Annotated in this window: 21 protein-coding genes; 2 read left to right on the top strand and 19 right to left on the bottom strand. The window is 57.1% G+C overall.

Features of this window, described 5'->3' with window-relative positions; genetic code table 11:
• Positions 1 to 25: 25 nt before the first annotated feature.
• Positions 26 to 2,332, bottom strand: a complete 2,307-nt coding sequence (locus tag F0M18_RS08065) for a TonB-dependent receptor (protein ID WP_149610894.1) — start codon at positions 2,330 to 2,332, stop codon at positions 26 to 28.
• A gap of 320 nt (positions 2,333 to 2,652) precedes the next feature.
• On the opposite strand from F0M18_RS08065, the gene F0M18_RS08070 reads away from it, so the two are divergent.
• A complete protein-coding gene (locus tag F0M18_RS08070; RefSeq protein ID WP_188109645.1) occupies positions 2,653 to 3,075 on the top strand; it encodes a cupin domain-containing protein in 423 nt (140 codons plus the stop codon).
• A gap of 96 nt (positions 3,076 to 3,171) precedes the next feature.
• On the opposite strand, the gene F0M18_RS20100 is transcribed toward F0M18_RS08070, so the two are convergent.
• The 12 genes from F0M18_RS20100 to F0M18_RS08125 all read right to left on the bottom strand — a co-directional run bounded on the left by F0M18_RS20100 (position 3,172) and on the right by F0M18_RS08125 (position 17,123).
• Positions 3,172 to 4,197 carry a flavin monoamine oxidase family protein gene (locus tag F0M18_RS20100; protein WP_262500871.1) on the bottom strand — a complete coding sequence of 342 codons (1,026 nt, stop codon included), beginning with the start codon at positions 4,195 to 4,197 and terminating at the stop codon, positions 3,172 to 3,174.
• A 12-nt stretch (positions 4,198 to 4,209) separates the two neighbouring features.
• Complete coding sequence (locus F0M18_RS20105; RefSeq protein ID WP_262500872.1) at positions 4,210 to 5,091, bottom strand: NAD(P)-binding protein; 882 nt, start codon at positions 5,089 to 5,091, stop codon at positions 4,210 to 4,212.
• 81 nt (positions 5,092 to 5,172) lie between these two features.
• Positions 5,173 to 7,269: an outer membrane protein assembly factor BamB family protein gene (locus F0M18_RS08080; protein ID WP_149610896.1), complete on the bottom strand. Its 2,097-nt coding sequence runs from the start codon at positions 7,267 to 7,269 to the stop codon at positions 5,173 to 5,175.
• A gap of 37 nt (positions 7,270 to 7,306) precedes the next feature.
• Positions 7,307 to 7,738, bottom strand: a complete 432-nt coding sequence (locus tag F0M18_RS08085; RefSeq protein WP_188109646.1) for a cupin domain-containing protein — start codon at positions 7,736 to 7,738, stop codon at positions 7,307 to 7,309.
• Between the two features lie 260 nt (positions 7,739 to 7,998).
• Complete coding sequence (locus F0M18_RS08090) at positions 7,999 to 8,400, bottom strand: nuclear transport factor 2 family protein (RefSeq protein WP_149610898.1); 402 nt, start codon at positions 8,398 to 8,400, stop codon at positions 7,999 to 8,001.
• Positions 8,401 to 8,425: 25 nt separating this feature from the next.
• Complete coding sequence (locus F0M18_RS08095; RefSeq protein WP_149610899.1) at positions 8,426 to 9,256, bottom strand: enoyl-CoA hydratase-related protein; 831 nt, start codon at positions 9,254 to 9,256, stop codon at positions 8,426 to 8,428.
• Positions 9,257 to 9,298: 42 nt separating this feature from the next.
• Positions 9,299 to 10,447, bottom strand: a complete 1,149-nt coding sequence (locus F0M18_RS08100; protein ID WP_149610900.1) for an acyl-CoA dehydrogenase family protein — start codon at positions 10,445 to 10,447, stop codon at positions 9,299 to 9,301.
• A gap of 28 nt (positions 10,448 to 10,475) precedes the next feature.
• A complete protein-coding gene (locus F0M18_RS08105; protein WP_149610901.1) occupies positions 10,476 to 11,255 on the bottom strand; it encodes an enoyl-CoA hydratase/isomerase family protein in 780 nt (259 codons plus the stop codon).
• Between the two features lie 35 nt (positions 11,256 to 11,290).
• A complete protein-coding gene (locus F0M18_RS08110; protein ID WP_149610902.1) occupies positions 11,291 to 12,799 on the bottom strand; it encodes a class I adenylate-forming enzyme family protein in 1,509 nt (502 codons plus the stop codon).
• A 25-nt stretch (positions 12,800 to 12,824) separates the two neighbouring features.
• Positions 12,825 to 14,030, bottom strand: a complete 1,206-nt coding sequence (locus F0M18_RS08115; protein WP_149610903.1) for an acyl-CoA dehydrogenase family protein — start codon at positions 14,028 to 14,030, stop codon at positions 12,825 to 12,827.
• Between the two features lie 4 nt (positions 14,031 to 14,034).
• Positions 14,035 to 15,468, bottom strand: coding sequence for an aldehyde dehydrogenase (locus tag F0M18_RS08120; protein ID WP_149610904.1), 1,434 nt, complete (start codon positions 15,466 to 15,468; stop codon positions 14,035 to 14,037).
• Positions 15,469 to 15,497: 29 nt separating this feature from the next.
• Entirely contained in the window at positions 15,498 to 17,123 is a 1,626-nt protein-coding gene (locus tag F0M18_RS08125) for an AMP-binding protein (protein WP_149610905.1), read from the bottom strand.
• Between the two features lie 254 nt (positions 17,124 to 17,377).
• Here F0M18_RS08125 and F0M18_RS08130 point away from each other — a divergent pair, with 254 nt between their 5' ends.
• Positions 17,378 to 18,658: a TetR/AcrR family transcriptional regulator gene (locus F0M18_RS08130; protein ID WP_149610906.1), complete on the top strand. Its 1,281-nt coding sequence runs from the start codon at positions 17,378 to 17,380 to the stop codon at positions 18,656 to 18,658.
• Here the strand turns inward: F0M18_RS08130 and F0M18_RS08135 are convergent.
• Genes F0M18_RS08135 through F0M18_RS08160 form a run of 6 tightly spaced genes read right to left on the bottom strand, consistent with a single transcriptional unit; the run spans position 18,655 to position 25,970 of the window.
• Positions 18,655 to 19,866, bottom strand: coding sequence for an acetyl-CoA C-acetyltransferase (locus F0M18_RS08135; protein ID WP_262500873.1), 1,212 nt, complete (start codon positions 19,864 to 19,866; stop codon positions 18,655 to 18,657). The genes F0M18_RS08130 and F0M18_RS08135 overlap by 4 nt on opposite strands.
• A 17-nt stretch (positions 19,867 to 19,883) precedes the next feature.
• A complete protein-coding gene (locus F0M18_RS08140) occupies positions 19,884 to 20,636 on the bottom strand; it encodes an SDR family oxidoreductase (protein ID WP_149610907.1) in 753 nt (250 codons plus the stop codon).
• Positions 20,637 to 20,683: 47 nt separating this feature from the next.
• Positions 20,684 to 21,892 (bottom strand): CoA transferase, encoded by a 1,209-nt coding sequence (locus F0M18_RS08145; RefSeq protein ID WP_223177929.1) that lies wholly within the window; start codon positions 21,890 to 21,892, stop codon positions 20,684 to 20,686.
• Entirely contained in the window at positions 21,892 to 23,568 is a 1,677-nt protein-coding gene (locus F0M18_RS08150) for an acyl-CoA dehydrogenase family protein (RefSeq protein WP_149610908.1), read from the bottom strand. Before F0M18_RS08150 ends, F0M18_RS08145 begins: the two co-directional genes overlap by 1 nt.
• 28 nt (positions 23,569 to 23,596) lie before the next feature.
• Positions 23,597 to 24,814 (bottom strand): acyl-CoA dehydrogenase family protein, encoded by a 1,218-nt coding sequence (locus tag F0M18_RS08155; protein ID WP_149610909.1) that lies wholly within the window; start codon positions 24,812 to 24,814, stop codon positions 23,597 to 23,599.
• A 37-nt stretch (positions 24,815 to 24,851) separates the two neighbouring features.
• Positions 24,852 to 25,970, bottom strand: a complete 1,119-nt coding sequence (locus F0M18_RS08160; RefSeq protein ID WP_149610910.1) for an acyl-CoA dehydrogenase family protein — start codon at positions 25,968 to 25,970, stop codon at positions 24,852 to 24,854.
• Positions 25,971 to 26,053 lie beyond the last annotated feature (83 nt).

Below are 26,053 nucleotides of genomic sequence, written 5' to 3' on the forward strand. Positions count from 1 at the left end.
CAGCTCCGGAAAGAGGTATCATGTGTTAAAAGTCATACCGTAGCTCTACAGTCCAACTGGCGGGACGCCCGGGCATATCCCAGAAGTTACCGCCACCATCCCCCGAGGAAATGGTGGTGTACTCTTCATCCGTCAAGTTGTCGCCCCTGAGTGCTATCTCCCAGCCCTGATCAAGGTGGGCCAGTGCAACGCGCAGGCTCAGCAGGCCGTAGGACTCCTCCTGGATTAGTCCGTAGTCCACGTCCGACAAGCGCATATCCCGGGTAATCGGGTCGTCACGCCAGCTATAAATGGCCGATATACTTCCGAGCAGGTTGTCAGCAAAGGTGACTTCCTGTCGGGCATTAATGGTATAGCTCCATTCCGGTGAATACTCGCGATCCAGGCCCTCCAGGGGTTGCGGTTGATTTTCGCCCACCAGGCCTCCGGACAGATCAAGAGAAAACTCGTCTGAGTCGGTTATCTCGGCGTCAAGCCAGGCAGCGGCCACACCGAGTTGAAAACCAGGCAGAGCTGAAGGTGCCCACACCAGGTCCACTTCCACACCGTAGTGCTCGGCGTCACCCACCGTACCAATTGTGGAGAGAGTACCGCTGGGGGAGCCGTCCGATTCGACCTGGATGCCTCCCTGGGCGTCCTGGTAATCGTAGAAGAAAGCCGCCGCGTTAATCTGCAGCTCTTCGGTCGGGTTGGACTTCACGCCGATTTCAAATGAATCATTGACTTCCTCAGCATAAGGCGTCAGCTGGTCATTATTGTCTGTGAATGCGGCGAAGAAGCCACCGGACTTAACACCTCGGGAAAACCTGGCGTACAGGAGTACGTGGTCGGTTACGCTCCAATCCAAACCAATATGCCCTGACCAGTTCTCGTCCAGGGATGTCTCAAAACCTTCGACATCACCAAGGGGAACTGGGGACCCACCGATAATCAATGTAGATAGATAGTCAATGTCCTTGTCTTCATCCGTGTAGCGAAGCGAACCATGAAGGTTAAGGCGTTCGGTCAGGTCATATCCCACCTGGCCATAAACAGCCCAGGCTTCGGTATCCTGGGTGTAATCTGCGATGCCATGCGTGAATTCCACAAAACCCAGGTCTGCCAGCGTTTGCACTGAGAAACTCTGTATGCTCTCGTTGGTATCCTCCGCGTAAGAGGCACCCGCGAGCCAGGTCAAAGGCCCATCACCCGTGGATGTCAGACGAAACTCCTGCGACCACTGCTCGATATTGGTATCCGCGTCGGGGAACCCCTCTACACTGGTGACAATTTCAAGTGGAGTGGCGTCATAATCGAAGAACTGGTAGTAATCGTAATCGTAATAGGACGTGATCGATTTGAAATCCGCAAACCCTAAATCCCAATCTATGTACAAATTGTATCCTGTCCACTCGTTATCCAGTTCATTGATTGGATTCGACAGTACGGTTTCACCATTCTTCTTCTGATCAGACGGCAGAAGCGGATCCCCGATCAGGTTGTGGAACCCGAGACAGGTCGAATCGTCACGACGCCCCTGGAGGATCGCATCACAGTACCCAAAGAATGGCTCATAGGCGCCAGTCGATCTAGCCAGTGTGGTTTCTGACTCATCCTTACCAGAATCGATTTTCAGCAAAAACTCGAGCTCATCGCTGGGAGCGAATAGCAGCTGACCTCTTATCGCCTGGAAATCGCGATCGCCGTGCTCGTCATCTCCCGGCGTAGCCAGGGAATCCTGCCAGCCGCCACCCTGGTCCGTATTGACCGCAAGCCGATAGGCCAGTGTATTCTCGATAATCGGACCACCAATAGCGCCTTCAAGGGTCCAGCGGTCCCATTCACCGTAGGTCCCACCCACGAAACCGCTTGTTTCACTCAGGTCCGGACGCGCAGACAGAATTCTGACCGCGCCGCCAGTGGCATTACGGCCATAGAGACCACCCTGGGGCCCCTTGAGCACCTCGACACGCTCGACATCGAATAGCCCTATTCCCCCCAGGGCATTGGAGGTCATATACACTTCATCGTAGAAGATAGCAGCGACAGGTGTATTGTTGGCGTTGAAGTCGGCCAGGCCGGCGCCACGAATAACCCAGGTAGGCTGTCCGGCACCGCGTGCATCAGAAAGTTGTACGCTGGGGATGACATAGGGCAGTTGCTCCAGATTCGTCAACCCCAACTCAGTGAGCTGGGAGCTGTCAAACGCCGAGATCGCGATGGACACGTCCTGAAGGCTCTGCTCTCGCTTCTGGGCCGTAACAACTATTTCTTCAAGTTGAGCATGAGCCGCGAAAGGTGTAGCTACACCTGCTATGGCCATGGCTATCAGGGTCTTTTGTACGGTTTTCATCTCACCACTCCGGCTATTATATTTAAGTGAATCAGGTTATATTTATACAGCAATGTAAAGCCTATTATTATTTTACAGATCTGTCTATGTAAATTATTGCCAGTCCAGGCTGAGCTATACATAATGCCTACCCGTCGCAACTAACAGAAGGAGGAACAAGAATGGCGGTACTCACACTTACTAGAACACGCTTCGGCGTACCTACAACTCTCCGCCCGGCGAAAAAGCAAACTGGGCGAATCGGATGCATGGGACTCACGCTGTGTGCGGTCCTGTTGGTTGCGGAGCCCACACTGGCGGAACAAGCTGGAGGAAACACGATGGAAGAGATCAAGACACAAACTACACCCTCCCCGGTGAGAATGAATCCCGACAAAATCGCCGGTGTGGATCTCACGGCGGGAGAGCCGTTCCTCGCTCCCGAGGACCTTCTAGAAGGAAATCACCGACCGCGCGGAGACGCTCTCTATTGGGGCAAAGAGCTGGTCGTTGAAATCTACGAAGATGATCCTGGCACGCATGCAATCACCAATCCTTTCCCCGTCGATGAGTACGTGATGGTGCTTAGCGGCAAGCTGATTTTGACGGACGCGGATGGTCAGATGCAGGAGTTCGTTGCGGGAGATTCGCTGATGGTACCGAAGGGCTTCACTGGCACCTGGCAGATGCTCGGGAACTACCGCGAGCTGATCGTCGTGGAAAGGGAGTCCTACGAGAATGCCTTAAAAGCGGGCGAGGAATAGCCGGTCAGAACCGCGCCAGTTATTGCCCTGGGGCGGGTCTTTACGATCAGGAATGCCCTGTTCGAGTACTTACGCTGTGATTGCCTCGCTAACGGCTTATCCAATTATCTCGTTAACGGCTCGTGCAGCCGCATCAATAGCACTGTGCAGATAGGCTTGCGCTTCTGAATCACTATTGGCAATACTGATACGGCCTATTGCTGCTCGTCCCAACTCGTGAGGGGCTTGCCCTTCTTCCCACTCTGGATCAAACAGACTGTTGTATTCATAACTGTAGCCATGTGACCAGCGGTTGACGGTAATCGCTTCAATATCCTGTTCGGCATCAAAACCGTTGCCACCAAACATCGCCGTTAGTTGATCTTTTACCTCCTTTTCATAGGTTTCAAAGGTGGTGGTATAAAGCTTATGGCGCCCGAGGCGGTAAAGGTCACGGGCGTTTTGTTGGCCGTTGTTACGGGGGGCAGGGGCATGAAGCATCACCAGCACCAGCGGGTTGTCGCCACGGCTGCCATCGCGGTAATCACCCAGGCTTACGGGCGGCGCTTTGGTGACGACTGAGAAGTAACTGCCGGGGCATTGGTATTGTACTGGACCTGAGGCATGAACCGAGGCACCGCTGCGTATAAGTACACTGGTCATAACCAACGGTACTTTTACACCGTACTTTAGGTTTTCTTTTTGTGCTTCAGGAAGTTCCGGGCACAGGTGGGAAATAAGGCCATTGTAACAAGCCAGGATACTGTGCCTGGCCTGCACTTTGTAAGGCTTGCCATTTTGGACGTAGGATACCTCTACGCCATCATCAATATTCTTTACATTAACTGCCGTACTGTTGAGTCGAATACGCACAGGCGCATCGCTGCGATCGAGCTGGCTGTAGTCAAAACGGTCTGTGAGGATACTTTCCATTGCGTTGCTGGATGCGCCGGATGTGTTGGGAGCAACCGCAGGAACAAGCTTGCGCACCAGCAGGCGAGCGACCGAGGCGTTGCCATCTGGAAATACCGGAAAACTGATATTGTCGACGAGACTATCCATCAGCTTGTTGAGCAGCTTGCCGGTATAACCGACGCTGTTGGCACCGGGGTAACCGAGCATGAATGCTGTTTCCACCGACACGGATTCGATGCCCTAACCCATAAATATCTTATTAAAAGACTCAAACGTCCTGACGGTATCCAATGACAGCCCCGCTTTTTTAATCAAAAACTCCTCGTAGGAGGTGGCGCCGATGTAGTCTTTGGTTTCCAACAGGGAGAGATCGTCGAGCAGGTCCTTTTCACCATTGATCAGGTCGAGTAAGCGTTGATGTTGTTCCGGGGGCAGTCCCAGCTCCTGGATCAGTTCAACGGTTTCTTCGTCACCCTCCAGGGCACTGGGCCAGTGGCCCTGTATAATCTTATTCTGACCGTAATGCTCTTCGTTGAGAAAGTATCCCTGCGACGAGTTAAGCTGGGCCAGAAGAAAGTCGGGCTCGCGTGCGGCGTCGAGCTTGTCTAAGTCGATGTCCAGTTCACTGATGACTCGTGCTGCTGTATCGCTAAAAGAGTAGTGTTCGAGATTGAAACTGCCACCAGGCCCCAGCAGGGTACGATCCCCCAGCTGAAATTCGTTGCGCTTTGCGTGACCGCCAAAGTCATCGTGATTATCTAATATAAGAATTTTTTTGTCGGCGCCGGCCTGTTGTTGATAGAGGTAGGCTGCCGCCAAACCGCTGATGCCTCCACCCACAATAATGAGGTCATAGCCCTCATCCAGTTCACTGTATTGTTCAGGTTTGTTGCCGCGCCAGGCCAGGTCATGGGCGATTTCGAAGGAACCGTTGTGGCTACCTCGAATACCCGTCCGTGTAGGGGGGTAGTACTTTTTTCCCAAGCCATCTGATGCAGGCGTAGGTAATAACTGCTCGACAGAATCTGACGCGATTAAACTTCGGGCGGGCAGTGTGCTGCCCGCGGCGATCGCGATCGCCGCTCCATTGAGAAAATCTCTGCGTTTAATGCTTTTCTTCATGCTTGGTTTGCGCCATTTTTGTTAATGTCGCTGCCGGTTCCCTGGCGAGTCCTCCGGGACGGGGCCTGCCTCCGTCTCCCGTTATTCCTGGCCGACAGCTCGTGTATGCGTATTGGCATCCTCGTATGCGCTCCAGGCGGTGTTAACCAGGTAGGCGTAGAGCGCCTCGGTGCTGGCATCGTCTAGCTCCACCTCTGGCATACGCGGGGCGAACGCTCCGCCCAGCACTGCCTTCAAGTAATCGATAGTTGGAGGCAGGCGCATGCGCAGGTCGGCTGCCGCGCCCCCGACGGATTGGCCGCCATATCCGTGGCATGCCACGCATCCCGCGAGCGAATAAATAGCTTCCCCCATCGCCGCCACTTCCGGTGGATATGGGTCGACCGACGGTTTCCGAAAAGTCAGCGGGGCGGCCCATGGGGGCGTCGATGCATCCCCTCCCAGCACGAAGGCCAACAACCGTGGCCGGCTGCGCGACTCCTTCGTCGAGCTGTAGTCTGTCAATCCGGACGATGCGGTGGATGAGGAAGGCGCACCAGCAGGCACGATGATGTACTGTAGACCGTCGGCCATTACTGTCGACGGCGCAGCCCGGATCGCGCCACCGGCTGTGAACGACTCCAGCAGCTCTCCCGAGGTAGCATCGTAGGCGTTCAGATAGCCCTCGGCCGTCCCCTGGAAGACGAGTCCGCCCGCCGTGTGCAAGGCCCCGCCGTTCAGGGGCAATGCATTGCGCTGCCTCCACACCTCGTTCTGGGTGACCGGATCCCACGCAACGAGCTCTGCGAATGCCTGCGATTCGGGGCCACTTTGACTGCCGTGCGAGTAATCGTAGGTGTAATCTCCACTGGCCGTTCGCTCGTACCGTTCAGGCATCGTGATCGCGGGGATGAAGAGCACATTCTTCTGGGGGTCAAATGCCAGAGCGGTCCAATCATGCGCACCTGCGCTACTCGGAACAACAATCGTCGACTCACCGTCGGCCGCTTCCCAGTAGCGTGCAGCAGAGTCGAAGATCGGTCGCCCGGTCTCGCCGTCAAGGCCTTTGGCCCAGTTGACCGGCACGTAGTTGCGCCCCGAGATGAACTCGCCGGTCTTCGCGTCCAGGAGATAGACGAAGCCATTCTTCGGCACGCTGAGGACAACGCGCCTGTCCTCGCCGTCGATCGGCAAGGTGGCCGTCATGAGCCCAACAGCGGGCTCGTAGTTCCATCCGTCACCTGGCACCTGGCTGAAATGCCAACGGTACGCACCGGTCTGGGCATCCAGGGCGACGACGGCATTGGTGAAGAGCTCGTCGCCAGCGCCCTTGCCACGTTTGGTCGGATCCGAAGGTGCCGGTGCGCCGGTTCCGATGATGAGCTGGTCCAATTCGGGGTCGTAAACCATGGCTTCCCAAACGCTGCCGCAGCCCCTGGTCGTCTCATACCACCCTTCACCCCAGGTCTTCGCCGCCATTTCATAGAGCGCACTATCTTGAGACTTGCTTGGGTCGCCTGGAACCGTGTAGAAGCGCCACAGGTGTTTCCCAGTTCTCGCATCAACCGCATCCACATGACCGCGATTGAGACCCATATCAGCGCAGGAGTTGCCGATAAAGATCTTGTCGCCCCCAACGCGAGGTGCACCGGTAATCATATAGGCCTGGCTGCCATCACAGGTTTCGGTCTCCCATCGCTTGGCCCCGGTCGCTTGATCGATTGCGACGAGCCGGCAGTCTGATGTTCCGATGATGACGAGGTCATCAACGAGCGCGACTCCGCGATTAATACTCCTCAACCAGGTCTCCAGAAACGACCCCGGAGGCCTGTCGGCGAGAGGCTCGTATGTCCAGAGCAGCTTCCCCGTCTGCAGATCGTTGGCGAAGACCTGGCTCTGCGATCCGCCCTGGAAGATTCGTCCATTCCTGATGAGAGGATTGCCAACGAGCCCATCCCGGGTAGGGAGATCGATCGCCCAGGCGAGCCCCAGGTCCGACACCGTCTCGGTGTTGATCTGGCTCAGGCCGGAGTGGTGCTGCATGTCGGGGGAGTTGCCGAGCAACTCCCAGTTCGTGGACCTGGCGTCGCTCGCCATCGACGAGGGCACTTGTTCATCAACTGCGTCCATCGCATATCCGGTGCCCACAACTGCGAAAAGGGCGCCGATCACGACTACGCGAAGCCATTCGATATTCATTGCTGCTACCTGATATTTAGTGGAAGGAGGAGCATCTTCAGGAATTGTCGCCGCTTTCTTCGAGATAGGCGGTATCAATCACGATCAACTCTCGGTATTTCTCAGGCATATGCCATCCGCCCTTGTACCCTTTTGGCACCACCAGGGACTCACCCGTCTTGAATTCGAATTCCCCGCCACTGTCGGGCGTCAGGATCAGCCGCCCTTCCAGAATCTGGACGAATTCATCATAGACTGCACCATCAATATGGACCTTGCCGGGTTCGGCCTCATAGACCGCCACCATGATTTTACCGGTATGGAACATGTGGGTGCTGAAACCGGCGGATCCGTCTTCACCCTGGGTAACATTGTCCTTGTCTTCGAATTCGCTCATATCGCCCTGGGTCAGGCCTTTACCATCAAGAATGCCCTGTTCGATGGCAATCGGTAGAATTCCCTGTGGTTCTGCTGAAGATTCTTCGCTCATAACGTCTTGTCCTGAAAGTAGCAAACTGCATGCCGGAATAGGCATTGTGAATGGATAGCGTACAACCCGATCCTGAAAACCGTGCGGTTAAAAAGGCCGGAACCGACTCGCACGCCAGGTTCCGGCAAAGAGGTCTCGCACCCCGAATGCCATAACAGATCTACAGCACCCAGATTCGAAAGATTAATATTTTTATACAGATGTGTCTAGTTTAAATTACAAGCCCTCCAGCTGAAAACTTCCCCGGCTATACCAGACTATCAAGCCGGGCTGATATCCTGCTTGCCGAGGATATTGAAGCTCTGGGTGGCAATCTTCCACTCGTCGTCCACTTTGTTCAGCTCCCAGTCATAGTCAACGGTAAATGTGTTGCGCTTGAACAGGGTCAACATCTTGAGCCGCCCGGTCGCCCGCGTATCGCTGACCACATCGGAGTAGAAGCCCGTCGCATGATGCCCCAGGCAGTCGGGCGCAGACTCGAAGAACTCCCGGATTTGCTCGTGGCCATCAAAGGTCTTTCCGTAGACTGCACTGGCATCCAGGTGGGCGTCTTTTGCAAACAGGGCCAGTGCCGCATCCCAGTCCTTGCGATCGCAGGCATCGCAGTAGCGCGCGCCCATTTCGGCCAGTAGTAATTTGTCCGCCAGCAGTTCAGTGTTCATCGTTGCTCTCCTTGTGTCAGTAAGTCTAACTATCCAGAAAATTGGTCGCTCGTTTCTCTTTGAGTGCTCGCAGCCCCTCTTTGAAATCGGGTAGCTTGATCGCCGCGTTCATATCCTCAACAGAGCGGGTGTAAGCCGCAGAAAAATCCCCTTCTGCGTCAAAATTGACCTGCCGCTTGATGCAAGCCATGGAGAAGCCAGAGCTCTCCCTTGCCAGCCTGGCGGCGTAATCCACTGTTTTCTCGAGAAGCTCTTCCGGCGGGAAAATTTTCTGCAACCAGCCCAGGCGAAGTGCTTCGGCGCCATCAATCCGGTCCCCATCCAGCAGTATCTGCAGTGCATTACTGCTGCCCATGATCTTCGGCAGTATCCAGCCCAGGCCGTACTCTGCGGGCAAGCCCAGGCGCGCAAACGCACTCTTGATAATGTTGTTGTCAGCGCCGAAACGGAGGTCGGCATAGCTGGCGACAATAAAACCGACGCCGGCGCAGCTACCGTTAACGGCAGCGATCACGGGTTTGGAGATAGACAACGGGTAGGCGTGATTACGCTGGAATTGCTCTGGTGTATTTTCCGGGTAAGGAGGAAGGTCGAGCTTGCTTTTCTTGTAGTTGCCACCGGCGCTCTCGATCGAGTTCAGCTCCTTCGCGTCAGCCCCGACACAGAAATCATCGCCACTACCGGTAACCACGACTACCCTGACGCTATCATCTGAATGCGCGTTGTAAAGGGCCCAACGATATTCCACAGACATCCGACCACCCCAGGCATTGCGTCGATCCGGGTTATTGAGGGTGACCAGTGCGACCCCCCTGGATACCCGGTAGTGTATTTTCTCGAAGTCTTCAGCTTTCATGTAACCGCCTAATCTCTATGTATTGCTGGTGCCGAATCCGCCTCAGGAGTTGGCGAGCCAGGTGGGCGTAGTCGCCGGGGAACTTGTCGCAGCCAGGGCTGCACTGACGAGCTTTTCCTTCCATTGCCGTAAACCTCCCAGGCGCAATGCCAGGTCCCGGGAGCGCTTCAAATACAGGTGACAGTCGACCTCCCAGGTATAGCCCATACCGCCGTGCAGGTGCAGCCCTTCTCGCGCGGCAAACTCGAAGCACTCGGTAGCACTGATGCGCGCCGCGGACGCAGCTATAGGTAGTTCCTCACTTCCAGATGCCAGTGCCCAGGCCCCGTAGTAGGCATTCGAACGTGCCAGCTCATTGTGCGCGTACATTTTTGCGAGTTTATGCTTGACCGCCTGGTAGGAGCCCACAGCACGGCCAAAAGTCTTGCGCTCTTTGACGTAATCTACGGCCAACTCAAGGCAGCGATCCGCTCCTCCTATCTGCTCGAAGGCCAGCAGCACGGCAGCCCGGTCGAGCAGCCCGCAAAGCGCCCCACTGCCCTCCCCCCCATTGCCCAATATCTGCGCGGGGCAAGCGTCAAATGTGAGCTGAGCGTTGCGCACAGAGGGGTCTGCAGACTTCAGCGCCTCCCGTTGTACGCACTTACCACTCGTCCCTGCTGCTTCTGCGAGATCTACCAACACCAGAACCTGTCCATCTTCAGGCGTCACGGCGCTGACGACCAGGATGTCCGCCAGGGTGCCAGCAGCTACCGGGCGCTTCGCTCCAGTGATAGCAGCATTCTCTAGCACTACCGTTTTTTCACCGCCATCGCACCACGCCAGCGTGCCGATGAGTTCACCGGAGGCCAGCCCAGGAAGATACCGCTGCTTCTGCTCTTCAGATCCATACTGCAGAATCGCCTCAGCCGCGAGATAGATACTCGAGGAAAATGGCACCGGTGCCACCACTCTTCCCAATTCTTCCGCCAAAACACAAAGCTCCAGATATCCCATACCCAGCCCACCATAGGCTTCTGGTATAGCCGCCCCGAGCCAACCAAGCTCACAAATTTCCCGCCACAGCGGACTGACTACACCCGGGTCGCTATCAAGGTGTTGGCGGACTTCATCCATCGGACACCTGTCGACCAGAAAGCGGCGGGCATCGTTACGGATAAATTGCTGGTCTTCGTCAAATTCGAATTTCATTGAGAAAAATCTATGTTATTGGCACAAGTCAGCGCACTTCATGGGGAGATTTTTTTGCCGAGCCCCGGTCAACCTGGCCGTCACTCAGGTTATTCACCTGTATATAGAGCATTGCCCTGTCCAGGGCCGTGGAGAGGCCGCTATCCAGTGATTGCCAAACGGTCTTGACCGTGCCCTGCGTAGCCAGGGTAGGCTTGCTGGCAACCTTGGCTGCCAGTTCCCTTGCTCGCGTCCACAGTGCTTCCCGGGATTCCATCACCTCGCTGACCAGGCCGATCCGCAGCGCCGTTGCAGACGACATTCGCTCGTCATTGCCCAGCAGGTTCATGCGCATAACCTCGCCATAGGCGATCCGCCGGGTAAGACCGATGGGCTCACAGGCACTGACCATGCCGAAACTCACATGGGGATCAAAGAACTCCGCGTCTTCGGAGCAAATCACAATATCCGACTCGTTGAGCCAGTAGTACGCACCGCCACAGCACAGGCCATGTACGGCACAGATGATGGGCTTCCACATTTCGTTCTGCTTGGGCCCCAGTTTCTTGCCCGGGTCCCACTGGGACCAGACCACACCCTCGCGCCAGATGGAATCTGTTTCCTTGACATCCTTACCCGTGGAAAATGCCCTGCCATCCGCCGCCCTGATCACCACGGCGTGGACCTGGTCATCGGCCTTGATCAATTCCCAGACTGCCGCCATCTCCTCAACCATCTGGCTGTTGAAGCTGTTCATGGCATCCGGGCGATTGATCGTCACTGTCGCCACATGATCTTCGTGGGTCTCGTAGCTTATCGTCTCGAACATAGTGCTTCTCACCCTGGCTGGAAATCCAGCCTCTATCAATTTTCGAACAGGCGCCTTACGTCCCCCTGACTCACTTTCATCGAGGGCGTCCGCGGCAAGGCGTCTACTATCGCAAAGCGCACTGGCACGAAGTAGCTGGTCATATTCTCTTTCGACCATGACTTCAAGGACTCCTCGGAAACCCCCTTCGTGCCCTCGACAAGTTCTACTGCTGCCACGGGTACCTGGCCCAGGCGCGCGTCATTGACTGCGACAACGCTGGCTTCTTTCACCTGCGCATGCCTCTCCAGAATAGCAGCGACCTCGGTAGGTATGATTTTAAAACCCCCGCGATTAATGGCCGCATCGGCGCGACCACTGAGCCAGACGAAGCCATCGGCATCTATGCTGGCGAGATCAGTGGTGGACACCCACTCATGTTCCTCTGCCATTTGAACAGACCTGACTTGCAGTATGCCTGTCTCACCTTCGGCTAGTACCTGCCCACTCTCCTGGTCGACAATTCGAAGATCTACGCCCTCGTAGGCACGACCCACACTGCCAGCTTTTTGGTCGCCGAACTCATTCTTGCTTTCCAGAGTCCAGCCGCAAACGGCACCAGAGAACTCGGTGGCGCCATAGGTAGGCAGGATGGGAACCCCAAATCGTTGCTCGAAGGCCTGTTGTGCTTCCACCGAAAGTGGCGCGGTGCCAGATCGAACGCAGATCAGGCTCGAAATCTTGTCGGCGGGCAAATCAGATTCCAGCACCATATTGATCATGGCGGGCACCAATGAGCATACCCTGATCTGATACTGCTCCACCGCTTGTGCCCAATGCTCCACATTGAACTTGTCCAACAGGCTGATAGGGCGCGCTTCCAGCAGTGAATGGACCACCCAAAAAAGGCCGCCGATATGCACTAGGGGCTGGGTAATGAGCGCCGGTTTGCCTTTGATCTTTGCGCCACCGTCGCTGGTCATGCCAACGGGAATGTTACTGTAAGCAGCGCTGAGTTTGGCCGCGTACATGGGAATCCGCTTGGGCTTGCCAGTGGTTCCGCTGCTTTGTATCAGTACCGCCACCCCGGGATTCAGGCGCGCCGATGTGACCTCGTCGACAGATTTGCAATAAGGCAAGGTCGCGAGGTGTTCGGTGCTGCGCGTTTCATCCAGGCTGATCCCAAGTATTTTGTTCTTCTCGGCGTAGGCCTGCAGCACGGGAGACTCCCATTCCGTCGCGCTGGCGATGAGCACCGCGGCGTCCAGGTCCCGTAAATCAGCCACAATTTTCTCGGCGGAAGCAAACGGATTGACCGGCGCCACACAGCGATCACTGCAGATTACTGCGCAGAATGCCGCAACTTGGTGGGGGCGATTGCGACACACAACAGCAATTTCAGCCCCCTCTGGAACATGGAATGCCTGAAATATGCCCGCTAAACCATCAATGGTCTCGGCCAGAAAGGCCCAGTCATACCACTGCCCCTGAAATTCCATGGCCCCGGCCTGTGCATCGATCTCGCAGTTGCGGCGCATGATCTGGCCAAAAGTTAACTCACTCATCTTCTGTTTCGTCCGACTATTGTCATCACAGGTCCTTGAATGCCTTGCCCTTGTCCAGGCGCGGCTCGCCAGGCAGGCCCAGGGTTCGTTCCGCGATAATGTTCATTAATATTTCATCGGCTCCACCGGCAATACGCAGACCGGGAGTCCATAGATAGGCGTCATAGAGCTCGTCCTGCAGCACATGCGTCTGTTCATCCAGGATTGCGCCCTGCTCGCCAAACAGGTCCATGGTGTAGGCGCTGAGGTCCTGATTTAGCTGACAGGACATCAATTTCAATATCGAGGCCTCGCTGCCCAGCTCGCCCCCTTCGGAAAGCACCGTCAACATGCGCGACATAAAATTTTCCAGGGCGCATTTGTTGGCCATTGCTCCCGCGAGATACTGCCTGACATCATCCCGATCTATAGCGCTTGTACCCTCGATATCGCAGCTCTGGGCCAACTCGAGCACCGACAACATCGACGGCATCCGCGTGTTCAAGCGTTTGAAACGCTCAGCCGACAGGGCATGCATGGCCACCTGCCATCCCTGGTTTACCTCACCGAGACGGCAGGATTCTGGCAGTTCCACGCCATCCAGGAAGACTTCATTGAATTCGCTGTGGCCAGAAATCTGCTTGATCGGCTGGACCTCCACACCCGGCAGGCGCATATCTACGATAAAGAAGGTCAGGCCTTTGTGCTTCGGCAATTCAGGATCAGTCCGGGCCAGCAGTATCCCGAAATCGGCAACTTGCGCGCCGGAGGTCCATACTTTCTGGCCACTGATTTTCCAGCTATCGCCCTCTCGAACTGCCCGGGTTCTCACCGCAGCCAGGTCAACTCCCGCATTGGGCTCCGAGAACAACTGACACCAGATCAACTCTCCGCGGAGCGTCCGCGGGATCAACTGTTTCTGCTCCTCTGAGCCATAGGTCATGATCGGTGGCAGGCACTGCCCTATGCCAACCGAGAAGTAATTGAAAGGCCGCGGCAGTCGCCTCTCCTCTTGGTCGAAAATTGCCGCCTGCATCCAGGTGCCGCCCATGCCACCGTATTCCTGTGGCCAGACCAGGTGGGCATAACCCGCTTCGGCCTTCGTGCGCTGCCACTGACGACAGCGCTCAATATCTGCCTCTGTGTACAGCTCATCCGGCGCGGTGGATTGAAGAGCGCCGCCGTTGGCCTTTAGCCATGCCCTTACTTCCGCCCGGAAATTCGCCTCTTCAGGAGTATCACTGAAATCCATGGACTTAGCCTGCCGGCAGGTTTATGGACTTGAATTCGAGGTAGTCTTGTAGTCCTTCCTCACCCAGTTCTCGACCAAGCCCAGAGGACTTGTAACCACCAAAGGGAGCCGCTATATCCATCGAGAAACCGTTGATGGTGAAATTCCCGGTTTGTATTTTCCGACCTATCTCAATACCGGCTTCCACATCCGCCGTCCAAACTGAGCCGGAGAGCCCCATCTCGGAGTCATTGGCAATGCCAATAGCGTCGTCGATGTCATCGTAGGCGATCGCACAAACCACCGGTCCGAATATTTCTTCACGCGCAACCTGCATATCGTTGGTCACATCGGCGAGCAGTGTCGGCTCGACAAAGTAACCCGGTTCAAGGTGCTCAGGTGTTCCACCACCCGTCACCAGCCTGGCGCCCTCTTCTACGCCGGCGTTAATACACGCTTTCACACGATTAAAGTGGCGTTCGTGAATCATCGGTCCGAGCTCTGTTTCAGGGTCCGATGGGTCTCCCACTTTCATCGATCCATAAGCGTCGGCAAGCGCCGAAACATACTCTTCGTAACGGCTCCTGGGGATGAGAATACGAGTCTGGGCTGCGCAGGCCTGTCCGCTGTTAATCACAGACGCTTTAGCAAGTTCAGGCACGACAATGGCGAGATCCGCATCGGCGCAGACAATCGCCGCAGACTTTCCGCCCAGCTCCAGGGCCGCCCGCTTCACCTGGGAGCCACAGATCTCGGCGACCCGCCGGCCGGCGACAACACTGCCAGTAATGCTTGCCATGGCCACGTCGGGGTGCGCCACCAGGTGCTCGCTGGCATCGCGGTCGGCCGCGAGGATATTGATGACGCCGGCCGGCAACCCCGCCTCCTGAATACACTCAGCGAGGACATAGGAAAACAAGGGGGTTTCCACCGGCACCTTGAGCACCACGGTTGAGCCGGAAGCAAGTGCGGGACCAATCTTGAGCATCGCGGCAAATAGCGGACCATTGAACGGCACAATCGCCGCGACCACGCCGACCGGTTCCTTGCGCACCAGCACCTGGCCGAAGTAACCCTGCCTGCGTTCTTCAAATTCATAATCTCTGGCAAGTTGTCCGTAAAACTTGAGCGTCATTCTGGCCATGGCAACCTGGCCTTTGCAGAAGCCGTAGGGCGCGGCGATCTCCTGCGCGGCACAGGCAGCCAGGTCATCCGTTCGCGACTTGATAGCTGCAGACAACGCATCGATGTAGGACGCCCTATCCTCGCCTGAGGTTGCGGACCATTCCGGTGCGGCGAGGGCCGCCATGGCGGCATTTACTGCAGCGTCGACATCCTGTTCGGTCGCCTCAGGACAGGAACCAATGATTTCCCGATTGGCCGGGCACTCTACTGATATACGTTTCCCTGATGCGGGTTCACGCCATTGCCCGCCTACGAAAATATTCTGATAATCCATGACTATTCCAACTGAGGGCCGTCGGCCGGTCAGCCCTTTTTGTAGGTTATATCTGACTGTTCGAGATCCCAGGTGGAACCGGTGCAGCCCTCGTCGCGCAGCTGGTGCTTCAGGATTCTGCCCACGGGGTTTTTGGGTAACTGGGCCCTGAACTCTATGTAACGCGGTACCGCGTAATACGGGACATTGTCTATCGCCCACGTTGCCAACTCATATTCGGTCAAAGGCGATCCCGCTTCCTTGACCACAGTGACCTTGATGTCGTCTTCGGTGAGCGCGGATGGAACCGCGTGTACTGCTACCTCGTTGACATCGGGATGCAAGGCGAAGGTGGTCTCCATCTCGTAGCTGGAGATGTTCTCCCCCCGGCGGCGCAGGTAATCCTTCTTTCTGTCGACGAAATAGAAAAATTCATTCTCATCAAACTTGCCGATATCCCCCGTGTGAAGCCACATACCACCAAAGACATCCAGGGTCTCCTGCGACCTGCCCCAGTAGCCTTCAAACATCACATTGGGGCGCTTGGGCCTCACCACTATCTCTCCGGTCTGCCCTGTCGGTACTTCCTGGAAGTCGTCGCTGACGATCATCACCTCGAAGTCGCGATGGTTCAGTTTGCCGGATGACCCCGGTGGTGCGTCTGCGGCTTCATCATAGGAGAGCATGGAGATGAAGCTCGATTCGGTAAGACCGTAAACATGGGCCCCCACAATCTCAGCGCCGAACCTGTCCCGCCAGACATCCTGTAGTTCTCCGGGAAATGGCGCTCCCCTGGCCATTCTCAGCTGCCCCTTGCAGCGCAGCATTTCCTCGCTGTCGGGCATATTGGCGATCAGGGGTATCATGGAGCCCAGCACTGACGCTACCGCGGCACCACTCTTTTCTATATCCGCCCAGAAGCCGGAAAGCGAGAACCGGGGAGTAATCGCAGCGGTGGTCCCGCTTACAACCGAATACAGGAGGGTGACGACGATGGCATTCAGGTGGAACAGGGGCAGGCAGGTCCAATTGACCTCACCGGGCCGGGGGTCGCACATTTCCCGGGTCCTGAGGGCCTGGTTGGCAATATAGTTCTGGCTGAGAATACAGCCCTTGGAGGGGCCGGTTGTGCCCCCGGTGTAAATGATACCGGCAATGTCTCCGGGCTCCAGGCGGATATCCGTATCGGCACTGTTCTCTGAGTACAGGTCTGTAAATGACTCGCAGGCCATTGCCATCGCCCCGGATTCTCCCCGCACGTAGATAGTCTGCAGATCGGGCAAGCCCTCCCTGATCGCCTCTACCCGCTCCAGGTATTTGGCTTCACTGACCAGGACTCTGGCCCCGGAATTGGCCAGGGGATTCCTCAGGAACTCGCCTTTATTGGCAGTGTTGACCGGCACATATATAGCGTTGACCTTGGAGGCCGCAATCAACAGGGCGACTGAATCCGCGTGGCTGTCCAGTAGCGTGGCGATGCGATCCCTCGGGGCGACTCCACTGCTCAACAGACCCTGCGCCAGGCGGTTGGACAACTCGTCGAATTCGGCGTAGGTGTACTTCTCGTCGTCGTCGAGAAAGTGCAGGAACACCGTATCAGGCGACGCGGCCACAGCTTCTTTCCACAGTTCGAGTATGGTGTGTCGCTGCTCCGTTCTCCAGGCAGGATTGGTCATTAGCGCCCTATTCCTCTTAACTCAAGCCAGTAAGTCACTCAACGCCGGCGGCAACCCAGACGGATTCGGCACGGCGACTTGATCTTTAGCTTATCACATGTGTAAAGTTAACTGCAAGAATGCAAGTCGCCTCCGGCGATTCAGGTTCAACGCGGAGACGACGCTTTGCAGACTTCATAGCGGTTCTGTTATGCTCGATTGGCAGAGAGGCCTGACGGATCAGGCCTCCAGACTACAACAAGCTGGATACGACAATGGCATCCAAAATCGAGTCTACGCCTGCGCCAGAGAACGGCTGGTCAGCCCGCAGCCGGGCGACCCGCCAGAAGCTGATTGCAGCCGCTTCGAAACTGATCGTTGAGAAGGGTATAAACTCGGTATCTGTCGTTGCTGTAGCCGAAGCGGCAGGAATTACGCGCCCCGGCGCTTACTATCACTTCAAAACCCGCGATACCCTGCTCGAGGCCGTGCGCAACGATACTGACCACCAACTGGTCAGGACGCTCGCCGGCAGCAAGGAAGACAAATACCTTTACTCACAGGCCGCCGAGTTCGCCGCAGAAGACCAGGACACCATCTATCTGCGCATCCAACGTATGCTAGAACAGGGCGCAGATGACGTGATCATAAGCTCTCGGCGGCGAGGCCTTACCAGGGCAGCGCGTGAAGGCCTGGTGAAACCTGGCATCGAACCTGATATCGCCGCCATAATTACCAGCACCACCCTGATTTCATCATTCCTGGCCGTCTCCGAGTTCAAGCAGAAAAGCCGCCGCCACAAGCAAGCCAGGCTTTTTGGTAAAACCAATTACCAACTGGTTTTCGATGGCGCCCTGTTGCCGGAAAAGCTCCAACACTGGCCAAAACTGCCCAGGTATTCGCCTGCCGGGGGCGACACGGCAAAACCTGAAACCGCAAAAGACACTGCGATTCAGGATGGCAGAAAGGCCAAGTCTCTCGAAACCCGCGAGCTGCTGATGAAGACTGCAATGCTGCTCATGGCAGAGGTTGGGGAGCAGGCCGTCTCCGTATCCGAGGTAGCGCGCAGGGCCGGTGTCACGCGCCCCGGTGCCTACTACCATTTCAAGAAAAAGGAAGAACTGATTGCCGCTGTCGAGGAGAAGCTCGACAAGGGACTCATCTACACACTGGACCGTTCATTTGCCAAGCGCGAGTCCTTCGAGGATGCCTCGGATCTCAGCGCGGAAGACCTGAGTCTGCTCAAGATTCGCATTCAGCAAATGCTCAGGGACGGCGCCCGCAAGGATTCACTTATTGCCCACTACCGCAAACTCTTCCGCTGGCACGCAAAGCACGGGCATCTGCGGGAGGACATGGACCCGGACATGACCGCCATCATTACCGCGAGCGCATCGCTGGCGGGGCTGTTCCTGGTGCTCAACGAAGCTAACTCGGTAAAGGAGCGGGCGAAGCAGGCAAAACGCTTTCGCAAGACCTACAAAAACTTTGTGTTCGAGGGTATTTTCACGCCGCCCGCCAAAGCGGAATGGCCACCGCCACCGGAACTGGACTAAACCCGCTCAAATACAGCAGCCAGCCCCTGACCCCCGCCAATGCACATGGTTTCGATACCGTAACGGCTCCCCCGGCGCTCCATTTCGCGCAGCAAGGTAGCGAGGATGCGGCCGCCCGTCGCCCCTACCGGATGTCCCAATGAAATACCGGAGCCGTTGACGTTCATTCTGTCGAAATCAGACTGTTCAAAGCCCATCCCCCGGGTACAGGCCAACACCTGCGCCGCAAAGGCCTCGTTGAGCTCAATCAGGTCAATATCTGATAATTTCAACTCCGCGTTCTGCAATACCTTCTGCACAGCCGGTACCGGCCCAATACCCATACGCGCGGGCTCGACCCCCGCAACAGCCCAGGACACCAGCCGACCAAAGGGCTTGAGACCATACCGTGCGACTGCTTCCTCACTCGCCACGAGACAGGCAGACGCCCCGTCGTTCTGGGTACTGGCGTTGCCCGCGGTTACTGTGGATTGTGGGTCGACACCTGCCCTGATCGCTTTCAGGCCAGCCAGCGCCTCCAGTGAGGTTTCCCGGGGGGGCTCGTCTTTGGTCACGACGGTATCGCCCTTGCGACCCGGGACAGTGACGGGAACGATTTCGTCGTCAAACAAGCCCTGCTGTTGAGCGGCAATGGCTCGGCGCTGGGATTCCACCGAGAACATGTCCTGCTCTTCACGGGATATTCCATACTCTCTACGCAGGTTTTCCGCCGTTTCCAGCATGCCACCCGGGACCGGATAGTTGACACCTCCCGCTGTGACGCGCCCACGCGCCAGGGAATCCTGTAATTCAAGCGCCGGCCCCCGAATACCCCAGCGAGCGCGATGGGTAAAGAAAGGCGCGTTACTCATTGATTCAGCGCCCCCGGCTATCACCACATCAGAGCCACCTGTTGCTACCTGGAGATAGGCATAAATCAGCGCCTGTAAACCGGAGCCGCAGCGCCGATCGAGTTGCAGCCCGCCCACCGTTTCCGGCAGGCCTGCGTCCAGCGCCACCACGCGGCCCAGCGCAGGCGCATCCATACTGGAGTAACACTGGGCGAAGAGCACATCGTCCACCCTATCGGCGGGAAGCCCCATTCTCTCGAGCAGGCCCTTCACTACCGCAGCGCCAAGGAATTGCGCGTCCAACTGCTTGTAGGCGCCACCGAACTTGCCTACCGGCGTGCGCACGGGCTCACAGATATATGTCTGCCTGATTTTCATCATTCTATCCCCGCGCCTCAGGCGGGCAGCATGGTGTCGCCACCATCAACCCTGAAGGTTTGACCGGTAATCCAGGCCGCCTCGTCGGACGCCAGGAACATGGCCATATTGACGATATCAGCGGTATCGCCCAGTCTTTTCAGTGCCAATCCATTCACCACCTGGTCGAGTATCTCCGCTGGCACCTGCCGGGTGGCCTCAGTATCAGTGGGGCCGGGGGCGATAGCATTGACCCGGATATTGCGCTCACCGAGTTCACTGGCCAGGCACATTGTCAGCCCCTGCACGCCCAGCTTGGCGACACCGTAGTAGCCTCCCTGTGCCTTCCAGGCTGCCGTGGAAGATTGATTGATCACGCTCCCACCGCCCCTCTCGGACATTGATTGGGCTACCGCGCGTGTCATTACCAGCGGGCTGTGCATGTTCACTTTCATAATCTGGTAGTAGTAGTCGAGATCCACATCCAGCAGGGTTTCATAACGCATGCCATGAAAAATCGCAGCGTTGTTCACCAGAATATCAATACCGCCAAACTGTTCCTGTGCCACACCGGCAGCTGCTGCTGCGTCGCTCTCGCTAGACACATCGGTTTTCACAAAAACCGCCGCGTTCCCCGCCCGGCAGATTTCGTCGGCAACCCGTTGTCCGGCCTCTTCATTAAGTTCAGCAATGACCACTGACGCGCCCTGTGCGGCAAAGCGCCTGGCGTAGGTTTCCCCTATTCCCTGGCCACCGCCGGTGATAATCGCTACCTTGTCCTTGAATGACATCGTAAAACCCTCTGGTATGTTTAATTTGAACGTCTGGTTAGGTGAGATCAGCCACTGCCTACCAGCTTCTGGTCGTGCAGCCGCCCGATCTCGCCGGGGGACATATTCAACAACTCGGCTAGAATCTGGTCGGTGTGCTCACCAAGGCCGGGCGCTCCGGCAGAGCTCTCCCGATCCAGCCCGGTAAATTCAAGCGGGCTACCCGGCATCAGCATTTCTCCTATCCCCGCTTGTTCCCGTCGAACAAACAGGGGGTTCTCCTCAGAACATGCCGGATCATTCAGCACCATTTCCTTGACACTCTGGTACCGATTCCAACAAACATTTTCTGCCGCAAAGGCCGCTTCAATTTCGCCGATGTTCCTGGTTGCCGCCCAGGACTCAATCAGCGCTGCGATTTCCCTGCGCGCCTCGTATCGATCCCCCTCGCGACTGAAATCCAGCCTCCTGAGCTGTGCAAGATGCTCCATCTCCACGCCCAGTCCCGTGGCCGAACAAAGTCCGCGCCACTGCTTGGGCGTGAGGCCAACGACCATGAATTGAAAGCCATCGGCTGAGATAAAGTCTCTCCCGAATGCGCCGTACAGGTAGTTGCCGGATCTCTCACGATCAACACCCAGTTCCGCCTCGGCGATAAAGCCGAGTGTACCCATGGTGGCCATGGCAACATCTTCCAGTGCCAACTTGATGTGCTGCCCCTCACCGGTGCGCCTGCGATGCCGTTCTGCGGCCAACAGACCCGAGACAGCCATTTGCCCGGTAATACAGTCCCAGGCCGGTATCACACTGTTTACAAGGCCCTTATGCTCTTCTGGCCCGGTAAACATCGGAACACCGATGGCGGGATTGACGGTGTAGTCGACAGCGGACCCACCATGGCGATTGCCCATAACGGTCAGCTGGATCAAATCCTCGCGGGCCTCTCGCAAGCTTTCATAGTCCAGCCAACCCCTGGGTGGAAAATTGGTCAGCAGGATGCCGGCATCTTCCCCACTGGCGCAGATAATCGATCGGGCGAGCTCCCTGCCCTCGGGCTTGCGAATATCAATGGCCACGGAGCGCTTATTCTTGTTCAGGCCCTGCCAGAAGAGGCTGGTATTGTCCTCGGTGACAGGCCAGCGCCGGTAGTCCAGCCCGCCCCGAATGTCATCGATGCGAATCACCTCGGCCCCCATCTGGGCCAGTGCCAGCCCGGCAGAGGGCGCCGCCACAAAGGCGGAAACCTCAACCACGCGCAGGCCCGCCAGAATACCCATCAGGAGTGGCGCTCCCCGTTGTCCAGCGCATCTTGTAACAGCTGCCGGGCGATTACCTTCAGGGCCAGCGTCTCTTCGGCGCCCTCGAAAATGGACAGTACCCGGGCGTCGACAAAGTAACGGCTTACCGCGGTCTCCTCGGCATACCCCATGCCGCCGTGTATCTGCAGCGCCTCGCGTGTAATCCACTCCGCAGATCGGCAGGCAAACAACTTCACCAGGCTCGCCTCCATCTGTCCCTCACCGCTGTCCAGCAGTGCGCCAACACTGTAGGCAAAGCAACGGCTGACAGCGACCTGGGCGGCCATTCTGGCCAGCTTTGCCTGGGTGAGCTGGTAGTCACCCAGGTGTGCGCCAAACACCTTGCGGTCCTGCGAGTAGCGGACAGCGGCTTTCAGCGCAGCACGCATCACACCTGACGCTCTCGCTGCCGTCTGAATCCGCCCCCCCGTAAGGCCGGCCATGGCGAGATAGAACCCCCTTCCCTGGCCCTCAGCGCCGCCAATAAGATTCGCCTCTGGTACAAAGTAGTCCTCAAACACGAGGTCATAGGAATGCATACCCCGGTAACCAATCGTGGGGATGGAGCTGCCAGTCAAACGGCCGCCTGACTCCTGTTCAAAACAGAATTCATGTTCATCGGTGCCCGGCTTCTCCACCAGAAAGGCGCTCAGCCCCCTGTGCCCCAGTGACCTGTCGGTATCGGTTCGCGCAATCACAAAGAGTAACTGTGCCTTGCCGGCAAAAGTGCACCAGCTCTTGGCACCATTGAGCAGCCAGCCCCCCGGGACCGGTGAGGCCTTGAGAGAAAGCCCCGCCACATCAGAGCCATAATCGGGTTCGGTTATGGCAATGCCGCAGAGTTTTTCTCCGGACGCCACCTGGGGTAGCCAGCGGGATTTCTGCTCCTGGGTGCCGCCACTGAGCAGCGCCCTGGCAAGGATCTCCGGACGTGTAATCAGGCTGCCCGCGGCCGCCAGGGAGGCCTCAGACAAGGCCTCGGTGACGACGATCATTGAGAGATTGTCCGCATCGGCATCGGGCGCAGTACCGCCGTATTGCTGGGGAACCGAGATACCAAATACGCCCATCTCTCGCAACGGCTGGAGAATCTCTTCCGGTACAGTCAGGTCCTGGCGATGAATGCTTTCGGCACGGGGCTCGATAATATCGGCAGCGAGCTTGCGAAAAGCCGTTTGCATCATCCCCTTGTCATCGTCGATGTCGACCTGGCCAACCTCCCCCTGGAGCTGAATCACTTCCCGACCTACCTCCGCCAGGTGAGCCGGCGCAAGACAGGCCTGCATCGCCGAGCGCAATTCACCCCCGCAGAAAAACCGGTCAAAGTCCGACTGCTCGATACCAAACACCGGCGACAATGGCTCCAGTCGCGCCTTAATGGACTGTACAGCAGTGGCTATGTATATCCCGCAAAGCGCCTGCTGCATCTGGGTGGCAGGACTGTTGTAACTTTCCCACGCCACTTTCGCTGCCCGATACTCGGCGTAAGCCAGCGCCAATTCGTAACTGGCGACCTGCTGTTGATCCAGGCTCTGTGGATCAAGCGCCCCATCTTTGCTGCAGGATTTCGCCAGGCTCTCGGTCGCTTGTTGAATCAGGCCAGGGAATCCATCAAAGAAACTCCCGAAGCCTTCGCTGTTACTAAAATTGATCATTGAAGATGCTGTTCCCATCGATAAAGGCTTAGCCCAACTGCTCGAACGGTATGTTTTTGTCCACCCGAACATCACCGGGCAACCCCAGGACTCTCTCGGCGATGGTATTGCGCAGAATTTCATCGGTACCGCCGGCGATGCGATAACCCGCCGCTTCCAGCCAGGCCATACGGTAATCACTTGCCCGCGATATCGGGTGATCCGGATAGATCGCGCCTGCCGGACCACAGGTATCCATGATGTAGGCTGACTGCGCCTGTAACTTTCGTGCGATCACCAACTTGCTCAATGCCGCCTCGGGGCCGGGCAACTGTCCCTGGGACAATCCGGTCAGTTGGCGCGCATGGAAGTTATTGATGCCCGACTCGGCAACATACCACTGGGCAATCTTGTCGCGCACTATAGGGTCGTCCAGGCCGGATTCGCCATCATCGAACTCCCGCCGCAAAAACCGCACCGTGTCTTCAAGGGAAGCACCGCCCCCGGAGGCTTCGGTCACCGCGAATCGCTCCTCCATCAAAGTTGCGATGGCCACCTGCCAGCCACCATTGATTTCGCCAAGGCGGGCGGAATCGGGAACCCGAACATCGGTGAAGAACACCTCGCAGAATTCACCGCCGCCGGCTGCCTGCTGGATGGGCCTGACTTCGACTCCCGGTGCCTTCATATCGACAAAGAAATAAGTCATGCCCCGGTGCTTGGGCACAGAGGGGTCAGTCCGCGTAATAATGACCCCGTAATCGGAGATGTGCGCCCAGGATGTCCAGATTTTCTGGCCATTGAGTACCCAGTCGTCGCCGTCGCGAAGCGCGCGAAGGCGAATGCCGCCAAGGTCAGAGCCGGCCGCCGGCTCGGAAAACAGCTGGCACCAGATTTCCTCACCCCGCAGCGCGGGTACCAGGTAGCGCTGCTGCTGCTCTTCTGTTGCAAAGCGGCGCATTACAGGAATAGGCATTCCCACGCTGATGCCAAAAAAGACGGTGGGAAAATCGTACTTTTCTTCCTCCTGATCGTAAATCACCGCCTGCATGGGAGTACCGCCCATGCCACCCAGCTCCCTGGGCCAGGTGACTTTTGCATAGCCCCTGTCCGCTTTGCGGGCCTGGAAAGCCCTGCCCAGCGCCAGTTGCTGGTCGACGCTCAGCTCACCGTGATTCGACAGGTCGTACTCCGCCGCCTGCTCAGCCAACCAGGCTTTAACTTCTGCCCGAAATTCAGCTTCTTCCGGGGTATCTTCAAAATCCATAATCTCTCCAGCACTACGCCTGCACCGCGATACGGTGTCAGGCCACTTTGCGCTCAAATTCAGCGGTAATCTGTTTCTTCCACATCCCGGGGTCACCTATCAGCACTGCGAGGGAACGGGAACGGCGCAAAAAGAGATGGCAATCTGCCTCCCAGGTAAAGCCCATACCTCCGTGCACCTGCACGTTTTCTGCCGCGGCGTTTTCATAGGCTTCAGTGGCGCTTACCCGGGCGACGGCTGCTGCGAGGGGCAACTCATCGGCGCCAGAGGCCAGGGCCCAGGCACCGTAGTAGGCATTGCTGAGCGCCAGCTGATTACCGACATAAACATCAGCCAGCTTGTGTTTTATTGCCTGGAAAGAGGCAATGGGCCTGCCGAAGGCATTTCGCTCATTGGCAAAGTCGATGGCGCTTTGCAGGCAAGCCTCTGCACCACCTACCTGCTCAAATGCAAACAGGACCGCCGCTGCATCGAGTACCGCCCTGAACACCGCCCATGCACTGTCGCCGGCTTTGCCCAGGAGCTGAGCCTCGGCACCCTCAAAAACAAGGGCGCCCTGGTTTCGGGTTGGGTCGATAGAATCCAGCGCTCGCCGCTGCACGCCATCCTGTGCGAGGTCGACCAGGCACAGGCAGGGTTCATTACTCTCATTGATTGCCAATACCACCGCGGCATCGGCAATCATCGCATCCGCCACCGGCCACTTTTCACCGTGCAGCCTGCCCTGCTCGCAACGCAGCTTGATGCGACCGGGGGCCGGGAACCCCACACCCTCGGCGAAGGCCAGGGTGCCTATGGTTTCTCCCGCAGCGACCGCGGCCAACACAGCGCCTCGCTGCTCTTCACTGCCACCGCGCAAAACAGCCTCACAAAACTGGTAGACCGTCGACGAGAACGGAACCGGCGCCAGTGAACGCCCTAACTCCTGGGCCATTACACAAAGCTCCAGGTAACCGAGGCCAACACCCCCGTACTGCTCCGGAATCGCTATTCCTGCCCACCCCAACTCCAGCATTTCACGCCAGACGGCTTCGGCATGAGACATACTGGCATCGTCGAGCACCGCCCTGGCCACTGACAGGTCACTGCGATCTGCAAGAAAGCGCTGCACTTCACTCTGCAGTGCTTTCTGCTCCTCTGAGAAATCAAAATTCACGACTGGATACCCTGGACCATCATTTTTGGTGCCTACTCATAAGATTGCATTTAGCTTATCACCACTGTAAAGTTTCAACAAGA

Origin of the sequence: Pseudohalioglobus sediminis (assembly GCF_008370495.1) — a bacterium.
In the GTDB taxonomy this organism is placed as follows: Bacteria; Pseudomonadota; Gammaproteobacteria; order Pseudomonadales; family Halieaceae; genus Halioglobus.